This window comes from Cohnella lupini (assembly GCF_003386205.1).
In the GTDB taxonomy this organism is placed as follows: domain Bacteria; phylum Bacillota; class Bacilli; order Paenibacillales; family Paenibacillaceae; genus Cohnella; species Cohnella lupini.
The window spans coordinates 282,800-299,800 of record NZ_QRDY01000005.1; the positions used below are offsets into that span (position 1 = coordinate 282,800).

Below are 17,001 nucleotides of genomic sequence, written 5' to 3' on the forward strand. Positions count from 1 at the left end.
GCTATTCCTCCGTATATTTCCGGAGACCTCCGACAGTCACAGAAGTCCCTCCGGCTTTATTGTTCTTCAGATCGAAGATCAGCTTATCCTCGTTGAAAATTTTGAGCCGTGTGTAGATGTTGACGAGCCCCATTCCATTCAAATTAATTTCCGGCATTTCTTTAAGGCTATCGGTTTCCCTAAACCTCTTGTTTAACCCCTGAATAACCTCCGGCTCCATCCCGCTACCGTTATCCGAGACCGTAATCATCCAGTTCTCCGAAAGCAGCTTTCCCGTGATCCGGATGATCCACGGAGGCTCAACGTGGATTCCATGTTTAATGCAATTCTCAACTAGAGGCTGAATGATGAGCTTGGGAATCCGCAAATCCATCATGACTTCCGGAATATTTAGATGGAATTCAAGCATACTCCCGTATCTCTCCTGCATGAGCGAAATATAGTCTGTCGTATGCTTAATCTCTTCTCTTAAGCTCACAGACTTAAAGCTGGTCGACGAAGTATATCGGAGGATATTCGATAGTCCCTTGCAGAAACGAATGGCATCCTCATTTCTGTTCTCCTCGCACATGATGGTGATAACCGAAAGAGAATTATAGAGGAAATGGGGATTCATCTGGGATTGCAGCGCAAGAAACCTCGATTGAATTTCATGCGACCTCGCCGAGACTGCTTCTTCCAGCGATTCTTTTAACCTGTCTCGCATTTCAATAAAGGTTTGATTCAATTCTTCCAGCTCATCGAACTGGCTGTTTAAGGCGACCGCCTTCTTCAGATTCAGCGAATCTAGCTCCAGATTTTTCAGTGACTTGTTAATATGCTTAATAGGTCTCGATAGGCTTCTGGATACGAAATAAGTCATAATTAACGTGATCATCAAAGAGATGAATCCCAATAGGATGATTTGCTCATTAAAGGTTCTAACAGGCTTGGTTAAGGAAGCCTCCGGTTCAAGCAGCAGAACCAGCCATCCCGAGAACTCCGATTGCGCGTACACCCCGATGCTTTTTTGGTGGTCCTGAGGATTAACAAGGTTAATTTCTCCCATTTTGCCTGGTGCTTGTACAACAAGGTCTCGGAAGCCTTCAATCATTCTCGTCGTTTGATCGTCGCCCCCATACGGGAAGACCACTTTTCCTTGCCGGTCCAATACATACACCGACTTGGTCGGCCGTGCATCCTTTAACGGGGAGATTACCGCTTTTTGGATGATATTCTCGAACACGCTATACTTTTGTTCAATTTCAACGATGTTGTTGCTTTTCATCCCATATACTTCCGCGAAAGACATACTAATCGAGATGATCGGTGTAGCTTGGGGATCTCTCGCATCTATATGTGGTGGCGAAATGTATTTCTTGCCCTCTTGCTGCAAGGTTGCCTTAACCCAATCTTCCGATAGTAACTGCTTCAGGTCGCCGAATTCCGCAAAATACTGATTGCCATATGCAAATGTATAACCGTCGTTGCGATAAAGGTTAAGCTTATAGAAATTGGGCTTCGGGCCATTGATCGTCAGCACGATATTGGCCAGATTATTGAGATCTTTGTTTAGCTCAGCCGGTTCGTTCGTATTTTGAAAAAAAGCATCTTTTACCGGGCTTGAAGAAACGACCTTTAGTGCCGTGGAATAGAGGCTATTGATTTCCAAATCAAGAGTGTCGAGGATATTGGCAGAAATCTGATTCATGGATTGCTTGGATTCCATTCTTAGAATACGCGTCATATATACACTGAAAGCAACTAATAAAATAGCAATAATACAAGCAATAAGTAACGAATACCGGAAGAAGATTTTGGCATTAATAGTTTTTAATCTCAACATTTCGCGCATTCTCCAACCGTTTGTTAGTTTTAAAACCGACACTTCAAAGCAGTTCGTTTCCAGTATATTGCTATAATATACTTAAGGCAAAGTAATTAATAGTTCGGCAAGCTGCTTCGATTGTTATCCTAATTTAATAGGAAAAGGTATAGCCTCCCCAAAAATTCTTGAGGTTCTGTACCGATCTTCTTTTAGAATTTGACTCGCAAATACGATTAATCGAAATAAAGGATGCGCATATTAAATCGTAAATACCAATCCGGCTAGGATAGTTGAAGTTGTTGAGCGATCTGTCGAAATGAAATTTTCCTCCGTTTGATCAGCGGGAAATGGAAAGCGCCTATTCTTCATCTGTTATCAAGCGGCAACTTACGGTTTAACGAACTACAAAGACGGTTGCCCGAATCAACCCAAAGAATGCTAACTTACATTGACATTCTTATAAGATGAGATATAATTAAAAAATGAACGGTCTGTCTTTTATAATGGATTTTTATCTAAGGAGGCAATACACATGAGTAAAGTATGGTTTATTACTGGCACTTCAACAGGGTTCGGCCGACAATTCGTCGAGCAACTGCTTCAGACGGATGATAAAGTGGTTGCCACTGCGCGAAATATAGAAGCTATTGCCGATTTCAAATTAGTATCGCCTGACAATGTTCATATTGTGCCACTTGATGTTACCGACAAGGACCAAATCCAATTTGCAGTTCAAGAAGCCGTGAACCGCTTCGGCCGGATTGATATCATTGTCAACAATGCCGGTTATGGACTTTACGGAATGATTGAAGAATACACGGATGAGCAAATCAGAAAACAATTTGATGTCAATGTTTTTGGCGTATTAGATGTCATTCGTGCGACCCTCCCCCTATTCAAAAAGCAGAACGCGGGGCATTACGTTAATATTTCATCCTTTTTCGGAACATGGGCCATGCCTCCGTTCAGTCTTTATGCGGCATCCAAATTTGCCGTAGAAGGGTTCTCGGAAGCGATGGCAACTGAGCTTGCCGGGTTTGGTATTAAAACGACAATCGTAGAACCATCTGTATTCGCTACGGACTTCCTGGGTCATTCGTTAGAGCATACCGAACGTAAACCCGAATATGATCCGGTGTACGAAGCTTATAACAATGGCATATCGTCTTTGAAAATTGGCGATCCCGTCAAAGCGGTTAAGACCATTATCGAAATGATCAACAGCGATAATCCTCCCCTTCATTTCCCGGTTGGTTCATTTGCATCCCACAGCATACGAAATTCATTTACCAAAAGAATCGAAGAGATTAATACTTGGGAAAAATTATCGGCGGATGCGGATTAAAGACGCGTAATACCCGCTTGCGCGCGTTATGGGATCGGCCAGAACTTATTGGTCGATCCTTTTTTGATACCTAGCTTCTATTTTTTCAGGTCGTTTCCGTTATATTTTGATGAATTCTTGTATAGAACATCCACATTCCTTCAATTAGAGTGAGACATGTATTCCATTACACCGCTCTAAGCGAGAGGAGATGTTAATTATGAAAACGCTTTCCAGAATCGTGGTCATCTGTCTTACGGCCGGTTGCATCAGCTTGGGCATCGGCGCCGCCCCGCATTCAAGCGCAGATCCATCCGTAACGGGTGCTTCGCCGCAACAGGTCGAGCAGGCAGTCGCGGACGATGCTCCCGTCAGTTATGAAGCCGAAGCTGTGAGCAACGCGCTGACCGGGAATGCTTCCGCGTCGGATTGCGCAACATGTTCGGGCGGCAAGAAAATCGGCGGCCTCTACCAAGGCAGCAGCTTGCGTTTCGTCGATATTACAGTACCGGCGGGAGGTCAGTACGATGTCATGTTTACCTACCTTTCCGGAGATCCGCGGGGAGCCGATATTCGCGTAAACGAAGGCTCGCCGGTGCATTACGAGTTCGATAAGACCGCCGACTGGGATACGCCCGGTACGAAAACCATACGGATGACGCTAGCGCAAGGAAGCAACGCCATCGAAATTTCCGACGGCGGCGGGTATGCGCCCGATTTCGATCGTATCGAAATCAAGCCGGCGAAAGAAGGCTATGAAGCCGAAGCGGCAGGGAATGTCCTGACCGGTAACGCGGAGGTCGGCGATTGCGGCAGCTGTTCGGGCGGCAAGAAGGTCGGCAATCTGTACCAAGGAGCCTCGCTGCAGTTCAATCATATCTCGGCGCAAGATACTGGCGCTTACCAAATGACCGTTTACTACATTTCCGGCGATCCGCGAAGCGCGGATATCACGGTTAACGACGGCATATCCCAGCATATCGACTTCGAGAAGACGGTGGACTGGGACACCGTCGGCAGCATGACTATGACGGTCGCCCTGAACAAAGGGGAGAATACGATTCTCTTCGCTGACGGGGGCCAATATTCCCCGGACATCGATCGTATCGTGATCGCTCCCTTGGAATCCGGATACGAAGCGGAGTCGTCCGTCAATGCGCTCGTCGGCAATGCGAAAGTCGCGGAATGCGGAAGCTGCTCCGGTGGCATGAAGGTCGGCAATCTGTATCAAGGCGCCTCGCTTCAATTCAACGGAATTCAGGTTCCTGCCGCAGGTAGCTATACGGTAACGGTACATTATATTTCCGGCGATGCCCGGGCCGCCGATGTTAGCGTCAACGGCTCCGTGTATCAAAATATTCTGTTCCCGGCAACCGCGGATTGGAATACGACTGGCACTTATTCGTTCGCCGCATCGCTGAACGCGGGCAATAATACTATCCTGTTCACCGACGGCGGCGGTTACTCCCCGGACATCGACAAGATCGTCGTTACCGTGAATACCGACAACGCGGTGCAACCTTGCGAACGCGCGGACACAGCTCCGCCGCAGCCGGGTAAATCCGTTGCAAGCAAGACGATACAATCCATCACGGTGAAGCAGCATTCCAATGCAGTAATCGTCGATAATGGACAATTAGCCGTAACGGTCGATCTGAAGTCAGGTATGGCTTCCTATTCCTGGAACGGGAAGACGATCGCAACGGGCGTGTATAGTAAAATCGGCGACCAAGCCAGCAGTTGCTATGGCGCGCATAGCTTCTCGATGAGCGACGTCAAACCGATCAAGGACGACTTCGGTAAAGGCATAACTCTTAAGATCGTCAATAAGCAGGACGGCCAGCCCGACTTGAATCAGGTGTACAGCTTCTACGCCGGAGTACCCTATTTCTTGACGCGTACGGAAGCGTCCTCTTCAACCCCGGTCAGCGCGAATTACTTTGCGCCGCTCGTCACGAACACCGGCGGAGGCGTGGATGTTCGCGTCGGCGCGGACGGACGGGTCTTATCCGTACCGTACGATAACGATATGTGGATTCGCCATCAAGCGGTTCCGATCAACTCGTCGGATACGAGTTACGAGGTATCGGCGGTTTACGACAATACAAGCCGCCGGGGACTCATTGTCGGATCTATTACGCACGATACGTGGAAGACCGGCATCCGCTTCTCCGGAGGGGACGAGAAGCTGAACTCGTTGGAAGTGTACGGCGGCGCTTCCTCCGCGAAGACGCATGATTCGCAGCCGCACGGTACGGTCAATGGAGCGAGACTGCTGTCTCCGACGGTATTCGTAGGTTTCTACGACGATTACCGCACGGGTATGGAAGCCTACGGTAAGGCGAACGCGGTAATCGCGCCGCCGCTCGAATTCGGCAAGCATGTCCCCGAAGGCGTACCGGTAGGATGGAACAGCTGGGCCGCTTACGAGAGCAGGCTGACGTTCCAGGACGTCATCGACACGTCGAACTTCATCAAGAACAGCCTGCAGAAGCAAGGCTTAACTAACGACGGGACGACCTACGTGAACATGGATTCGTATTGGGATAATCTATCCGATGCGCAGCTCGCGGAAGCCGTCGCGACTATCAAACGCAATAAACAAAAGGCCGGCATCTATTGGGGGCCGTTCGTCTATTGGGGCGACAATATGGACCAGCCCGTAGAAGGATCGACGACCTATAAATACGGCGACATCCTCTTGCGAGACGCCGACGGCAAATTGCTTCCGAAGCTGGACGGCGCCTATGCCGTCGATCCGACGCATCCGGGAGCCAAGCAGCGGATGGATTACTACCTCAAGAAATTCAAGAAGCTCGGCTTCGAATACATCAAGCTGGATTTCCTGACGCACGGCGCGCTGGAAGGCCGTCACTTCGATCCTAAAGTTCAGACGGGCACGCAAGCCTACAACCAAGGAATGGCGTACGTCGATGAACTGGTCGCTGACCAAATGTTCATCAGCGCATCGATCGCTCCGCTATTCCCGAGCCAATACGCCCACAGCCGCCGAATCGCGACCGATACGTTCGGCAGCATCTCCGATACGGAATTCCAGCTGAACGCGCTGACTTACGGCTGGTGGCAGAACGGCACGATTTATCATTACACCGACCCCGATCACATGGCGCTGAGCAGAGCGGGATCGCTGACGGAAGCTCGTTCAAGAGTCAATTCCGCGGTCATCTCGGGAACCGTGTTTCTGGATTCCGACGATGTACACAATCAGCAAGCGCAGGAGTACATGAAGACCTTGCTCACGAACAAGAGCGTGCTGGCGCTCGCCAAGAAAGGCGAAGCGTTCCGGCCCGTCGAAGGCAATACGGGTGCGAAAGCGGCGGATGCATTCATCCTGAAAGACAAGAATGCTTATTACTTAGCCGTGTTCAATTTCGGTAAGACTCCGATCGGTAAGACGGTCGATCTCGCTCGGGCCGGTTTAAACGGAACGGCCATCTATACGGCGACCGATCTGTGGACGAATACCGCGTCCACGGCATCCGGACAGCTCACGGTCCAGTTGGAAGGAATGGAATCAAAGCTGATTCTCTTGGAGCCGACGAAGAAAAACGGACATTAGCAGCGGAAATACAGATTGTTGTTGAAATCCAACAAACCTCAATAGGCTGCCGATAATCGGCAGCCTATTGAGGTTGTACTATAGTTATTTATACTCTTTGAAAGAACTCGATCCATTCCTTATCGGGTCCGTAAAAGAAAAAATAGCGAATCCCGTTAGGCATCGTCGCGATCTCTTGATCGATAAATTCCACTCCGAGTTGCTTGACCCTGTCCCATTCCGCTTGAATGTCGACAACCGCAAGCGCAATGTGATGCACTTTACCTTCAGGTGGCAAATGGTCCTTAAAGCCTTGAATGAATTCGATTTCCGTCTCATTCTCGATGCCGTAGCCCAAAAAGGCCACTTCAAGCCCATTAGCATGAGCGTTTCTGTCTTTTACCTTGAGCCCGGCCACCTCCGTGTAAAAGCGGACGGATTCATCCATATTGCTCACCATGACTCCTACATGATCGATCGTTTTCTTTAACAGGGTAAGACCCTCCTCGTTATTCGTGCAAATTAGCGCTCCGGATTAAACCGAGAACTTCTCATTTGTTTGCAATACGCTTAAGTTAACGCGACCTTGGGCGCTTTCCGTCAATCGATTCATCATGTTCGGTGTCTGAGTATAGATAGGCGGATTGTGCGCCGCCTTATAATGGATAGGGATGAGAGTCTTGGCTCCAAGAATCTCCGCCACCATGACCGCTTGTTCAGGCGTAAGACAGATGGGTTGATCGCTAGGCGGCGTGACTCCCGGAAATTGCGTAACGGCTCCATTTACCGGCAAGCAGGCTGCATCGAATTCGCCATAGGCTTTAACCATCTTCCACCAGTACCCATGCCATAACGTATCTCCTGCATGAATCATTTGCTTCCCGTCGCCGCGTACGATCCATGATACTTGCGGATCGCCCGAACCGTCCACGGAATGAGCTGCAGTAATCGTAAATGGTCCGACGGTGAAGACGTCACCGATGGCAGCGCCGGTTACGTTCCCTAATCCGCTAGAAGTCACCAGATCCCGGATTTCCTTAGGTACGAAAACCGGAATATCCGAACCATAAGCGGAAATAATCCCCTGCGGATCAAAATGGTCCGCATGTTGATGCGTAATCAGGACAGCTGTTGCCGGCCCATACGACTCTAACGGATAGAAAAGCTCTTGAGGCTCCCCTAACTTATTAGGAAAGTGATAAAGCGGATCGATAACGATAGCGGTACTTTCTACTTCGACCCGAATGCCAGCCCATGGAAGCTTTTGAATATTCATGGATAACCATCCCTCTCTTTTACAGAATAATAGGCACAAAACCATCCTTCATAAATTGAGCAAAGGGTAAATGCCCGCTATTAGCTTCGCTTCCAACTAGCTTAACTCCCGCTTGTTGCACTTCTTCAACCACTTCGAAGGCGCCGGCGCAGGCTCCGCAGCCTCCTTTAATAATCCCGGTTTTCGTCACTTGCTTGTATAACGGATTGAGCAGGTGATCCGGCTTGCTGAATTCATTCGGCCACTGCGTCCCGGCTCCGTCAAAATACAATTCGACTTCCATCCCTGCCTCATGCAGCTCTTGACCGTACAGTAGTCCGTGCATAGCTTTGCCCATATCCTGTTGATTCGCTTGAATGATAATCAAATATTTATTGGTACTCAGACTTTCGGATTATAAGGCGACAACTCCGTATCCTCCCACCGCAATTCGGTAGCATTATCCAATTGAAAGACTTCGTTTATTTCAAATCGTACTAGTCGTTCGGCGCCGGGAAAGGCAGCAGAGGCTTTCTCATCCCAAATAATCTCCGATTTACCCGCCAAATGAAGCGAATGACCATGGTCATAGTCAATAAATAACAGACCCGATGAAGGGTTCGAATAAATATTTCCCAACGTGTTATACATCGAATTGCCGAAATAATCGGGAAACACTAACGTCTTCTCATTGACGACTTGAACAAAACCGGGATTACCTCCGCGATGCGAGGCATCCATCTGTCCGCCGTCGCTTACGCTGCCAATATAAAATGTGTCGGCATGCGTAATCCACTCCTGCTGCCGCTGATTCAGTACTTGACTTCGCTGCTCCGACTTTAACCGTCTAATGACGTCTTTCTCCGGATGAAACGATCTTTTCTGAATATACTTGGGACAATTCCCGTAGATCTGATGTGCCGTCACCGTTAATTGTTCATTTTCTATCCTGGCTATTCCATTGATCCGAAGCCTGATTCTCCGGTTTGTATCTATAATGAGCAATCCTATTTGTTTTTGTTCTTCCAGTTCCGACGCAAGCGGGTCATCCTCGATCAATCCAGTTCGAATAACCATCCTCTGTTCGTCAAGCACCTCTGCAAGCCCAGGCTCCCCAGTTACAAACGTTACCCATACGTTTCCCGTACGATCCGTGGATGACAATACCGCAAATTGCTGGGATTTGAGGAAATTAATAATGCCCTTCGAAAAATGGGAGCTGATCATCTTCGCGTTCTGGGTGGCAATCGCCCCTTCTCCGGTTAGACTTTGAACGGTCAGCTCGCCTTCGTGATAAACGGTATTCAAGTTGCTTCCCTCCCATCAGAACCAGAATGTCGGATACCTGCGATTCTTGTCCAGGTTGTTAACAATCAAAGCTAACACAACGATAAGAACAGAACCGATGAATACCGGCGCAAACAAAAAGGACCATCCGCTGCCGCTTAGAATGACAACCAAGGGATCGGCACCCGCAGGCGGGTGCGTCGTTTTGGTCAACATCATGAGTCCGATCGCCAACCCTACGGCAAGCGCCAATACCCAATTATTGTGTCCAAAAAAACGTAGACACAGCAGCCCTGTTAGAGTCGAAATGAAATGTCCGCCAACAATATTGCGCGGCTGAGATAATGGCGCGTCCCAGAGTCCGAATGCCAAAACGCAGGTTGCGCCAAATGGAGCCATAATCCAAACGGATGTGGTCATATCGGATAGAAAAGCTAACAGAGCTATGCTAATAAAGCCGCCGATCGCACCGATCAGCGCGTTCCTAGGAACGACTTTTAAAGGACTTTTGGTTGTACCCTTCATCTTTAGCCAAAATTCCGTTTGCTCTTTATTATCCATCAACACACCACCCATCCATTCATTTATTCACCTAGTTACCTAGTTATATAATATGTTTTATGATCTGTCAACAAGAAGTGAATACAACATTAGTAAACTGAGGTTCATATTAGAATGATAAAAAACTGTGCTATAATATACCCAGTGAACCATGAAATGAGGTGTCTTTAATGAAAGAAGATAATAAATTTATCCTCCAAGTTGATCCCCATTTGACCTTTAACGTAAATACTCAAATCAAAGAACAACTGAAATGGTTAATCGGAATCGGTCAAATAGAAACCGGAGATATGCTTCCCTCGGCAAGCCAATTGGCGGACGAGCTTGAGCTTAATCGGAATACGATCAACTGGGTATATAGCCAGCTTAGGGACGAGGGTCTTGTTCTTATGCAAAAAGGTCGCGGTACGCAAATCACCGGCGGCATCGAGTTCAAACAGCTCCTGGAAGAACGGAAACCCATGCAGCAACTGTTGAACGATACTATTGAAGCGGCTGCAGCCATGGGCTTTAATATGCAATCTTTTTTCATGGCAGGCCTTGCTTACTCCTTGCTGCATCCGCCATATCCTAACGTTAAGCTGCGCATCTCGCTGGTGGAGTGCAAAGGTCATGATCATCCTTTTTATCGCAAGAGCATTGAATCGGCAACCCAAGGGGAAGTCGAAACTTTGTTTCTGGAGGATCTCTCCGGAAACGAAGTCGCTATTAGAGAGGTTGTCCAGCGTTCCCATCTCATCGTCACGACTCTGAATCACGCGGATGAGGTCAAATCGCTCTTTGCCCGCTTCGACAGTAAGATTATGGTGATCGGTGCAACAATCGAAGCTTCTTTGCTGCTTGATATCGCCAAGCTGAAGCAAGGCACTCGCGTCGCTTTCGTCTGTCTAGGCAAAACGGGTGGAGAATGGATGGCCAACCGAATTCGCGAAGCCGGTATTAATCAGGTTGAATTCGAGACGATGGGAATGAATGAGCACGAAGATCTGAACGAGGAGTTACGGCACTTGGACAAAATTTATGCATCGGCCGCCGTATACCCGGAGTTGAAAAAAATGCTGCCTGACAAAACAGAGTTATTCTCTATGAAGCTGGAGAAAAGCAGCGAAAATTTATTGCAGGAGCTTGTTACGCAAGTAACGGTTTAAGGTAGCCGAAACCGCATGATCAGGAGGATGTTTCTTCCATAGATATGTTAGGTAAAGCGGTTGAAACGATCATGGACGACGTGCGCGACGGACTCGGTTTGAAAGACGGAGATAAAAAGGACAGATAATATTGAATAATCCTCCTCGAGAACCCGAGGAGGATTTTTTATGCCTTATAACCGCTTTTCGCAGCTTCTTTACAGTCGCCCCCCTGAGGACTGGACTGCCGGGACTGGCTGTCAACCGGAATACGATTATGTAACAAGGCGAACAATGTTAGAGCGTATAGATTCGCAAAGTTTCAATGGAACTCAGGGGGGTCAGCTTGAATAGACATCTAAGTGATCCGGCACATCGGAAACTGCTGTTTAGCGCGGGCTTCAGCTGGCTATTCGACGCCATGGACGTGGGGATCATCTCGTTCGTCGCTGCCGCGCTTGCCGTGGAATGGAATCTGGGGGCTGAGCAGATCGGACTGCTGACGGCTATCAATTCAATCGGAATGGCCGTAGGTGCTATAGTAGCCGGTTCGCTCGCCGACCGGTACGGACGTCGCTCGATACTGCTTTGGACGCTTCTTATTTTCTCCGCGGCAAGCGGGTTATCCGCCCTGGCTACCGGCTTTGCGGTATTATGCGTTCTTCGTTTCATAAGCGGGTTCGGACTCGGAGGGGAGCTTCCGGTCGCTTCAACGCTTGTGTCCGAGTCTTTTCCCTTGGAGAAAAGAGGAAGAGCGGTCGTGTTGCTCGAAAGCTTCTGGGCTGGCGGTTGGATCGTAGCGGCGCTTATCGCTTACTTCGTCATTCCCGACTATGGCTGGAGAGCCGCCTTTATCATTAGTGCGTTACCTGCTCTATATGCTCTATATCTCAGACGTGCCATTCAGGATTCACCTAGGTATACGGAGCAGCGGAGCCGGAAGTTATCGTTCCAAGAGCGGTTTGCATCCGTCTGGTCATCCAGGTACCGCAAATCTACTTTGACGATCTGGATATTATGGTTCACGGTCGTATTTTCTTACTACGGGATGTTCCTGTGGCTTCCGTCCGTAATGGTTCTCAAGGGCTTCACTCTTATTAAAAGCTTTCAATATGTATTGATTATGACGTTGGCACAGCTACCCGGATATTTTACCTCCGCGTACTTTATCGAGAAATTCGGCCGTAAGTTTGTCCTCGTCACCTATTTGTTAATGACGGCGGCAAGCGCGTTATGGTTCGGCAATGCCGATACGGAAGGCACGCTGATCGCGGCCGGCATTTGCCTCTCCTTCTTTAACCTAGGCGCATGGGGAGGCCTGTATGCCTATACCCCCGAATTGTACCCGACCGCCATCCGTTCCACAGGCGTCGGGCTTGCCGCTTCTTTCGGTCGCGTAGGCGGAGTAATCGGTCCTTATTTGGTAGGTGTACTGGTCTCGAAAGAAATAGGAATTTCCTCGATTTTTATGATTTTTTTCATTGCGATTGCCATTGGGGCACTTGTGCTGCTGTTCTTCGGTAAAGAATCGAAAGGATTGGATCCGGACAAGCTATAAAATCATTCTTTACTAATCGTTCCCGTAATGTTAAGATGTGCTCGGGAGGTGAACTTGAATGGCAAGGAGCAAAGAATTCGACGAGAATGCGGTTCTTCACAAGGCCATGCAGCTCTTCTGGGAACAAGGCTACGAAAAAACATCGATGAACGATCTTGTTGAACATATGGGCATTCATAGAAGAAGCCTATACGACACTTTCTCCGACAAACATACCTTGTTTCTTAAAGCGTTGGATCGTTACGGGGAAATAATGAGTACCAATCTTGAAAGAGGAATTAAACATTCTGAAACGGCTACTCAAGCGATACGTTTCATTTTCAAGTACACGATCGATGAAACGGATGATGCTCCTAACGGCTGTATGTTTGTGAATGCGGCAGTAGAGCTGGCTGCACGCGATACCGATGCCGATGTTAAAGCAACTAAAGGCTTCGCCAAGGAAGAGCAGCTACTCGTCGATATTATTCATTGGGGACGGCAGAACGGGGAATTTTCATCCGACTTTGAAGCCGAAGTTCTTGCGGAGTCCTTGCATAATGCGATTCTGGGACTAAGAGTAATGGTACGAACTTCGATAAGCAAAGAAAAGCTTTATCGTATAGCCGACTTATCGATGAAAGTCTTGGAAAAGTAAATATATTATTTTTTTAATCAAATTAGAATGATCGTTCCCGTAAAAGTTACAATTTATCGTTCATGAAACTTCACCCCCACATCATTTTTATTAAAAGGAGACGATTTAGATATGACTACGACACAGAATTTAAACGGCAAAGTGGCATTTGTAACTGGAGGAGCTCAGGGTATCGGATTGGAAACCGTTCGTGGTCTGGCCCAATTAGGAGCTGCTGTAGTCATCGGCACACGAGATGCTAAGAAAGGTATTGAAGCCGCTCAACAATTGAAACAAGAAGGTTTCAAAGTCGAAAGCATTAAAATCGATGTCAATGTGCATGAAGATAATAGGGCTGCTTATCATTACTTTATTGAGAACTACGGTAAGCTGGATATATTAATTAATAACGCAGGGATTTTGTTGGATCAGGAAAGTATTTCATCCAAACCTATTTACCAAACAAGTACTCTGCCGTTGAAAATTTTGCGTGACTCATTCGAAACCAACTTCTTTGCTCAAGTTGATCTGACACAGATACTTCTGCCGCTGATACGCAAATCCGATGCCGGACGTATCGTAAATCTATCCACTATTCTGGGATCGCTCTCACTCCAAGCAGATCCGAACTCACCGATCTATTCATTGAAGATATTTGCTTATAATGCTTCTAAAGCAGCGATTAACGCCTTCACGATTCATTTGGCTGCAGAACTCAAGGAAACGCCGATTAAAGTCAATTCCATTCATCCGGGTTGGGCTCGCACTCAAATCGGCGGAGGAGCGGCGGACATCGATGAGGCGGAGGGCAGCCGTACGAGCATCATGGCGGCAACGCTACCCGAGGATGGTCCGACCGGTACGTTCTTCTACCTGGAAAATACGTTGCCATGGTAAATCGTCTCTAATAAAAATTTTTCGGATTAATAGAATGATCGTTCTAGTTGAATGTGCAAAAAAGCGAAATTGTCGATTTAAAGGCAAGCAACCGCCAGACCCGCTTTCAAGCGGTATTGACGGTTGCTTTTTTTCCTTGTACTTTCGCTTAGGCTAAACGATTTAAATGAGCGGCCAAGTCCACCGGATGCGAAAAGAACGGCGAGTGGTCCGAATCCAAGCTTATGATTTCATTACACGGCTTTTCCGCTTGCATTTGCCGTTGCAGACCAATCGAGATCGCTTTATCCCTCAACGTTTCAATATAGTATCGAGGAATTGAATCCGCGTTTTCTGTAAGATGGACCGACTCGAAGAAAGGCGCAAGCGGTTCAAGACAGAGCTTGTCTTTCGCATAGTTCACGTCATCTTCCGAGCAATCCCCATAGAAATTCGCATGTATCCGATCCTTATCGAGATCCATATAGACGTGATCTTCACTGAAAATAACGGCTGAAGGCGTATCGGAAGGCTTATCTTTGATCTCGCTTTGCGAAATTTGAAGCAGCGTTTGCTCGTTTTTAGGCAAGTACGCGCACAAATAGACGAGAGACTTGATTTTTTCCGGGCGGTACTCTGCTGTTTGCGTGATGACAAGTCCAGCCATGCTGTGTCCAACCAAAACGACTTGCTCCGACTCGTTATCTAAAATACGGGTTAAACTATCCGTATAGTGTTTTAACTTAATTTCTTGCACCGGCGTTTTATCTAAGCCATGACCAGGTAAATCGAAGGTTACTACCTTGTGTCCTTCGTTTTCCAAAAGCGGTACAAGTTTATTCCAGCACCATGCTCCGTGCCATGATCCATGAACAAGAACGAAAGTACTCATTTTATAACTCTCCTAGTCAAATTCGTTTATTTCACAACCATTGGCGGTCCGATAATCACTGTGTCGTTTTCGGCTGCGATTTGAACGATCTCCTCGAGAGAATGACGACCGATTTCAATGAAGAAATCGTCGATTCCGCCCGGCGTGAAGATGAACAGCATCCGCCCCGTGTCGGGACCTACGTTAGCCCACGCGTGCGGCGTGCCGCGAGGTACCGTAACGCTTGTTCCCGGAGCGGCATCGAATTCCTCATCTCCCACTTGGAAACGGAAAGTGCCTTCGAGGATTTCAAACGTTTCTTCGCGTTCGTTATGGATATGCTTCGGAGGTCCCATCAGAGACGGAACGCGAGCTTCCACGATAGATAAGGCTCCGCCAACTTGATTGCTGTGAAGGCGCACCGCCATTTGCTCGCCTGGCATAGTGTCGAACCAAACGACATCCTTAGCGAAATTAACGACTGGTTTACTCATGTTGTCATTCTCCTATCTCATAAATCATTTCTTTAAGACTAGCTGCAACAGATTATCTACCAATTCTGTTGTGTGGGAATAAAATGGCGAATGATCCGTATCCATGGTAATGACTTGTTCGCAAGGCATTTTGGCATACATGGCTCTTTGCAGTTTGATCGGAATGGCTCTGTCTCTAAGCCCCTCGATGTATACGCGAGGTACCGAACCGAATTTATTTTCCGTTATTTGGATAGGCGTAACCGATGGGATCAAAGGCTCTTTAACGAGCTTTGCTTTGGCATACTGAAAGACCTCTTCCGAAGAATCGGCAAAGAAATGGGATTGGATCGCTTCATCTATAAGACCGATGTACGTTTGAGCTTCGTCAATGTAAACTGCTGTCGGAGCGTCATCGCCTAGATCAACGATTCCGAACGCATCGAACAACGTCTGACCGCTTTCCGGAAGGAACGCGCACAGATATATTAGTTTCTCGATTTTCTCGGGGAAATATTCAGCTGTCTGGCTGATGACTACTCCTGCCATGCTATGTCCAACCAGAATGACCTTCTCGGATTGTTGTTCCAAAACCGCGCTGAGACAGTCCGTATAACTCTTCAAGTTAACTTCGGCAATCGGTGTATGATCCTTACCGTGTGCAGGTAAGTCTATGGCAATTACCCGGTGTCCTGCTTGTTCCAGCATAGGAACTATTCTTTCCCAACACCATGCTCCGTGCCACGATCCATGAACTAATATAAAAGTACTCATCGCTTGCTCTCCTTAAACTCGGGATCGTTATAAGGCGAAGCTACCCAGCCCTCCGCCTCGATGAAGAGGCGAACCGCTACGATTTTGCGATTGTCCATTAGCGTGAAGAAATGCGGCTTGGATTCCGGAACGGAAATGACGTCGCCCGCTTCAAGCTCGACGTCGAAGTAGCCTATATCATCCGTGCCTTTAATGATAAAGATTCCTTTGCCCGCCGTGATTGCTCGAATTTCATCCTCTGAATGCGTGTGCACCGCTTCGAATTTTTGCAGCAGCTCCTCCAAGTTCGGCGTCGCTTTGGACAGAGTGATTACGTCCCATATCTTATATCCGCGCCGACCGGCCAGATCTTTAATTTCGGAATCGTAGGTCGCGAGAATTTGCCGCTTCTCTTCGTCGCTAAGCACGAATTTCTCCTTAAGTTCTTCCGTGAGCTTGTTAGAATCCCAGTGCTCATATAAAATTGCCTGCTTGTCCAGAAAGTCAAGCACTTGATCTTCAGCTTCGATACGTTCATTGGTATTGCGAATTCGAATATGTGCCACGAGTAACCCTTCTCTCTATTAAATGTTTAATGTACCCTCGTCTTCTCCCTCCATCCCCTCCTTCATTCGTGCTCTTGATTGAATCTTCAATTGCTTCGGTGTCAACTATAGCAGGTCTTTATCTATCTCATAAGAACGCTAATTTTTTAAATATGCTTTACAAAAGTAAAGCGTTGCAAGAGAAAATACACTACATATAATGAAAAGCAATTTTTAGACGATTCGCTGACTCGTAATAATGGAGAATTGCGCGGCAAACAATAAAGGGACAGAGCAGATTAAACTTGCTCCTTTCCTTATGTAGTCGCATGGCTTTATTTTTGTACAGCATGTTTAAAAAATTCGCGTCCTTATGAAAAAAATGAATC

17 protein-coding genes are annotated in these 17,001 nt (G+C 47.5%); 7 read left to right on the forward strand and 10 right to left on the reverse strand.

What is annotated here, in order from left to right; translation table 11 throughout:
* Window position 1: 1 nt before the first annotated feature.
* Complete coding sequence (locus DFP95_RS12010) at window positions 2-1,690, reverse strand: cache domain-containing sensor histidine kinase (RefSeq protein ID WP_181907372.1); 1,689 nt, start codon at window positions 1,688-1,690, stop codon at window positions 2-4.
* Window positions 1,691-2,140: 450 nt separating this feature from the next.
* Between DFP95_RS12010 and DFP95_RS12015 the strand changes: the two genes are divergently transcribed.
* The 3 genes from DFP95_RS12015 to DFP95_RS12025 all read left to right on the forward strand — a co-directional run bounded on the left by DFP95_RS12015 (window position 2,141) and on the right by DFP95_RS12025 (window position 6,711).
* Entirely contained in the window at window positions 2,141-2,275 is a 135-nt protein-coding gene (locus DFP95_RS12015) for a winged helix-turn-helix transcriptional regulator (protein WP_245987576.1), read from the forward strand.
* A gap of 64 nt (window positions 2,276-2,339) precedes the next feature.
* The gene (locus DFP95_RS12020) at window positions 2,340-3,152 is read left to right on the forward strand and encodes an SDR family NAD(P)-dependent oxidoreductase (RefSeq protein WP_115992856.1); all 813 of its coding nucleotides are present in this window, start codon (window positions 2,340-2,342) and stop codon (window positions 3,150-3,152) included.
* A gap of 199 nt (window positions 3,153-3,351) precedes the next feature.
* Entirely contained in the window at window positions 3,352-6,711 is a 3,360-nt protein-coding gene (locus DFP95_RS12025) for a carbohydrate-binding protein (protein WP_181907373.1), read from the forward strand.
* Between the two features lie 88 nt (window positions 6,712-6,799).
* On the opposite strand, the gene DFP95_RS12030 is transcribed toward DFP95_RS12025, so the two are convergent.
* The 5 genes from DFP95_RS12030 to DFP95_RS12050 are packed head-to-tail and all read right to left on the reverse strand — an operon-like array spanning window position 6,800 to window position 9,793.
* Window positions 6,800-7,183, reverse strand: coding sequence for a VOC family protein (locus tag DFP95_RS12030; RefSeq protein WP_181907379.1), 384 nt, complete (start codon window positions 7,181-7,183; stop codon window positions 6,800-6,802).
* A gap of 42 nt (window positions 7,184-7,225) precedes the next feature.
* The gene (locus tag DFP95_RS12035) at window positions 7,226-7,966 is read right to left on the reverse strand and encodes an MBL fold metallo-hydrolase (protein ID WP_115992859.1); all 741 of its coding nucleotides are present in this window, start codon (window positions 7,964-7,966) and stop codon (window positions 7,226-7,228) included.
* 19 nt (window positions 7,967-7,985) lie between these two features.
* Window positions 7,986-8,291 carry a hypothetical protein gene (locus tag DFP95_RS12040; protein ID WP_245987579.1) on the reverse strand — a complete coding sequence of 102 codons (306 nt, stop codon included), beginning with the start codon at window positions 8,289-8,291 and terminating at the stop codon, window positions 7,986-7,988.
* 56 nt (window positions 8,292-8,347) lie between these two features.
* Window positions 8,348-9,253 (reverse strand): pyridoxamine 5'-phosphate oxidase family protein, encoded by a 906-nt coding sequence (locus DFP95_RS12045; protein ID WP_245987580.1) that lies wholly within the window; start codon window positions 9,251-9,253, stop codon window positions 8,348-8,350.
* A 15-nt stretch (window positions 9,254-9,268) separates the two neighbouring features.
* Window positions 9,269-9,793 (reverse strand): HPP family protein, encoded by a 525-nt coding sequence (locus DFP95_RS12050; protein WP_115992861.1) that lies wholly within the window; start codon window positions 9,791-9,793, stop codon window positions 9,269-9,271.
* A gap of 170 nt (window positions 9,794-9,963) precedes the next feature.
* On the opposite strand from DFP95_RS12050, the gene DFP95_RS12055 reads away from it, so the two are divergent.
* From DFP95_RS12055 to DFP95_RS12070, 4 genes are all read left to right on the forward strand, one after another.
* The gene (locus DFP95_RS12055; protein WP_115992862.1) at window positions 9,964-10,941 is read left to right on the forward strand and encodes a GntR family transcriptional regulator; all 978 of its coding nucleotides are present in this window, start codon (window positions 9,964-9,966) and stop codon (window positions 10,939-10,941) included.
* 325 nt (window positions 10,942-11,266) lie between these two features.
* Entirely contained in the window at window positions 11,267-12,478 is a 1,212-nt protein-coding gene (locus DFP95_RS12060) for an MFS transporter (RefSeq protein WP_425453275.1), read from the forward strand.
* Between the two features lie 58 nt (window positions 12,479-12,536).
* Window positions 12,537-13,115, forward strand: coding sequence for a TetR/AcrR family transcriptional regulator (locus DFP95_RS12065; RefSeq protein ID WP_115992864.1), 579 nt, complete (start codon window positions 12,537-12,539; stop codon window positions 13,113-13,115).
* Between the two features lie 111 nt (window positions 13,116-13,226).
* Window positions 13,227-13,991 (forward strand): SDR family oxidoreductase, encoded by a 765-nt coding sequence (locus tag DFP95_RS12070; RefSeq protein WP_115992865.1) that lies wholly within the window; start codon window positions 13,227-13,229, stop codon window positions 13,989-13,991.
* A 148-nt stretch (window positions 13,992-14,139) separates the two neighbouring features.
* Here DFP95_RS12070 and DFP95_RS12075 read toward each other — a convergent pair whose 3' ends face one another.
* From DFP95_RS12075 to DFP95_RS12090, 4 genes are read right to left on the reverse strand one after another with little or no spacing between them, the layout of a single operon-like run.
* A complete protein-coding gene (locus DFP95_RS12075; RefSeq protein WP_115992866.1) occupies window positions 14,140-14,862 on the reverse strand; it encodes an alpha/beta fold hydrolase in 723 nt (240 codons plus the stop codon).
* A gap of 26 nt (window positions 14,863-14,888) precedes the next feature.
* Complete coding sequence (locus DFP95_RS12080) at window positions 14,889-15,335, reverse strand: cupin domain-containing protein (protein ID WP_115992867.1); 447 nt, start codon at window positions 15,333-15,335, stop codon at window positions 14,889-14,891.
* 24 nt (window positions 15,336-15,359) lie between these two features.
* Window positions 15,360-16,088, reverse strand: a complete 729-nt coding sequence (locus DFP95_RS12085) for an alpha/beta fold hydrolase (RefSeq protein ID WP_115992868.1) — start codon at window positions 16,086-16,088, stop codon at window positions 15,360-15,362.
* The gene (locus DFP95_RS12090) at window positions 16,085-16,633 is read right to left on the reverse strand and encodes a 1,2-dihydroxy-3-keto-5-methylthiopentene dioxygenase (RefSeq protein ID WP_115992869.1); all 549 of its coding nucleotides are present in this window, start codon (window positions 16,631-16,633) and stop codon (window positions 16,085-16,087) included. Before DFP95_RS12090 ends, DFP95_RS12085 begins: the two co-directional genes overlap by 4 nt.
* Window positions 16,634-17,001 lie beyond the last annotated feature (368 nt).

Excerpts from the sequence above, each read along its gene's own strand:
- DFP95_RS12010 (WP_181907372.1), bottom strand. The coding sequence starts at position 1,690 with ATGAATCAGATTTCTGCCAATATCCTCGACACTCTTGATTTGGAAATC.
- DFP95_RS12025 (WP_181907373.1), top strand. The coding sequence starts at position 3,352 with ATGAAAACGCTTTCCAGAATCGTGGTCATCTGTCTTACGGCCGGTTGC.
- DFP95_RS12050 (WP_115992861.1), bottom strand. The coding sequence starts at position 9,793 with ATGGATAATAAAGAGCAAACGGAATTTTGGCTAAAGATGAAGGGTACA.
- DFP95_RS12065 (WP_115992864.1), top strand. The coding sequence starts at position 12,537 with ATGGCAAGGAGCAAAGAATTCGACGAGAATGCGGTTCTTCACAAGGCC.
- DFP95_RS12075 (WP_115992866.1), bottom strand. The coding sequence starts at position 14,862 with ATGAGTACTTTCGTTCTTGTTCATGGATCATGGCACGGAGCATGGTGC.
- DFP95_RS12070 (WP_115992865.1), top strand. The coding sequence starts at position 13,227 with ATGACTACGACACAGAATTTAAACGGCAAAGTGGCATTTGTAACTGGA.
- DFP95_RS12020 (WP_115992856.1), top strand. The coding sequence starts at position 2,340 with ATGAGTAAAGTATGGTTTATTACTGGCACTTCAACAGGGTTCGGCCGA.
- DFP95_RS12080 (WP_115992867.1), bottom strand. The coding sequence starts at position 15,335 with ATGAGTAAACCAGTCGTTAATTTCGCTAAGGATGTCGTTTGGTTCGAC.
- DFP95_RS12085 (WP_115992868.1), bottom strand. The coding sequence starts at position 16,088 with ATGAGTACTTTTATATTAGTTCATGGATCGTGGCACGGAGCATGGTGT.
- DFP95_RS12040 (WP_245987579.1), bottom strand. The coding sequence starts at position 8,291 with ATGCACGGACTACTGTACGGTCAAGAGCTGCATGAGGCAGGGATGGAA.
- DFP95_RS12035 (WP_115992859.1), bottom strand. The coding sequence starts at position 7,966 with ATGAATATTCAAAAGCTTCCATGGGCTGGCATTCGGGTCGAAGTAGAA.
- DFP95_RS12055 (WP_115992862.1), top strand. The coding sequence starts at position 9,964 with ATGAAAGAAGATAATAAATTTATCCTCCAAGTTGATCCCCATTTGACC.